The organism is Butyrivibrio sp., from assembly GCF_024699075.1.
The window spans coordinates 1-2164 of sequence record NZ_JAILQF010000257.1; the positions used below are offsets into that span (position 1 = coordinate 1).

Consider the following 2164-nt stretch of genomic DNA (forward strand, 5'->3'; position numbering starts at 1 on the left):
GCTTTCTGATATTAAGGAGATAAAGGCCGGGATATATCTCTGGCAGGGAGATATCACAAGACTGGAATGTGATGCGATCGTTAATGCCGCAAACAGCGGTATGACCGGCTGTTACAGGCCATGTCACAGCTGTATAGATAAAGCGGCACCTACCTCAATCACACAGGCATACAACAAAAGAATGGCAAGGTGCTCGTAAACCTTGCATTGCCTATACCAAGACCAGCTGAGGATGCAAGACCAGGAAGAAAGTTAGAATTTATACGTGAACAAAGAGGAATTAGTAGAGAGAAACTTGCAAAAGAACTTGGGCTGACGACCGGAGCTTTATTTAATTTAGAGAATGGGTTTAATCCTATACATTACAAATATGCTAAATCTATTGGTGATTATCTGGATATAGATTATAGGGAGCTGATGGATGAATATACGACATTTTGTCAGCCAGGCTATGGAAGATGTATTCAAATAATCCGCCTACAAGGTGGTTACACACAAGAGGAATTTGCAAGATTACTTGATACAGACAGATGTACGGTTGCAGTCTGGGAGTGTGAGTTTGAGGAAAGGCATCCTGAACCTCAAAGATTTGAAAAGATAAAAGAGATTGCAGGAAATTTAGGAATAAGTTTAAGCAAACTTGTTGAGAATCCTGATGGCTATAAGGATGAATATACTTTATTTGTTGAAGGAAATTATGGTAAGAAAATAAGACAAATAAGGCTAGCAGCAACAATGACATATCAGGAATTTGCAATATCTATCGGTTGTGATTCTGAAACATTAGAGCATTGGGAAATAGGATGGCAAAAACCATTAAGAAAGTATTTTGATGCCATAAAAGAAATTGCTATCAAGGTTGGAATAGAATTACAAAAATTAAACGACAACCCTGAGTATTTTGGAAGTCAATATCAAGATTTTATTGGTTATGAATGCGGTAAGAAAGTAAAAAGTATTCGTATGGCATATGGATACACTCAAGATCAGTTGGGGCAGTTGGTAGGATGCACAGGTGAAGCTATAGGAAAGTGGGAACGGGAATTAAGTGCCCCCGACTTGAATTATTTTAAAAGTCTGGAAAAGATTGCGCATCAGGCAGGGATTACCATTGTACAGCTTAATGAGAATCCAGAATTGTATATTGATGATTATAAGGACTTCTGCAAGCCGGGATATGGGAAAAATCTAAAGCATTTAAGGAAACAATTAGGGTTAAGACAGGTAGATTTTGCAGAAGCGCTTGGTGTTTCTTCGGCTTCATACCGCAATTGGGAAACTGAACGTTTTATTCCAATGCGAGAGAATTATAATGAAATAAAGAAATTTGCAATAAAGAAGGGAGTTGATATCTCATGAACCATACTGAACAGAGAATTTGGTTAATTAAAGAATTACAAAGAGATGAATCCCAGCTAAGTGATTATCCTATCCCAAATGATGAGCAAGGGCAGAAGGATTTACTTCGTGGTCTTATGAATATATGGGTACCTAAAGATCTAAGTGATGAATTTCTTAAGATACAGGATGAATATCTAACAGAAGAAAATAGACGTGCCGGCATTACAGATATAAATGATTTAGAACCCATAAAAAGTGATAATCGTATATATTTATGGCAAGGAGACATGACAACACTTCGGGTGGATGCATTGACGAATCCTGCTAATTCAGAGCTTTTGGGCTGCTGGAGAATCCTGCATAATTGTGCGGATAACATTGTACACTCGAAATCCGGACTCATGCTAAGAAAAACATGTAACTGCATCATGGAAAAGCAGGGACATCCAGAGCCAACAGGGCAGGCTAAAATTACTCCGGCGTATAATTTACCTTGTGATTATGTTATTCATACCGTGGGTCCTATAGTTCAAGGTCCTCTGACTAAAAAGCATGAGCAGCTTTTGGCATCCTGCTATAAGTCATGTCTTGATATAGCAGAGGAAAACGGTGTTAAGAGCATTGCTTTTTGCTGTATTTCCACAGGAGTATTCATGTTTCCAAGTGGGAGGGCTGCTGAGATCGCAGTAAATACAGTAAAAAACTGGCTTGATGAGTCAGGAAGCGATATGAGAATTATCTTTAATGTTTATAAAGATATAGATTTTAATATCTATAACAAGCTGATAAATGATTGATTGTATTATATATACATTAGCGGAAT

2 protein-coding genes and 1 pseudogene are annotated in these 2164 nt (G+C 37.8%); all 3 read left to right on the plus strand.

Annotation, left to right across the window (positions count from 1 at the left end; all coding sequences use genetic code 11):
• A pseudogene (locus tag K6G87_RS10500) lies at positions 1–199 on the plus strand (protein-ADP-ribose hydrolase); the annotation flags it as partial.
• On the plus strand, positions 190–1359 hold the full coding sequence (locus tag K6G87_RS10505; RefSeq protein ID WP_296836781.1) for a helix-turn-helix domain-containing protein: 1170 nt from the start codon (positions 190–192) through the stop codon (positions 1357–1359). The pseudogene K6G87_RS10500 and the gene K6G87_RS10505, both read left to right, overlap by 10 nt.
• Positions 1356–2138: a protein-ADP-ribose hydrolase gene (locus tag K6G87_RS10510; RefSeq protein WP_296836783.1), complete on the plus strand. Its 783-nt coding sequence runs from the start codon at positions 1356–1358 to the stop codon at positions 2136–2138. Before K6G87_RS10505 ends, K6G87_RS10510 begins: the two co-directional genes overlap by 4 nt.
• Positions 2139–2164 lie beyond the last annotated feature (26 nt).

What these genes read in the sequence shown, in the direction of transcription:
- K6G87_RS10510 (WP_296836783.1), top strand. Translation starts at nt 1,356, where the DNA reads ATGAACCATACTGAACAGAGAATTTGGTTAATTAAAGAATTACAAAGA.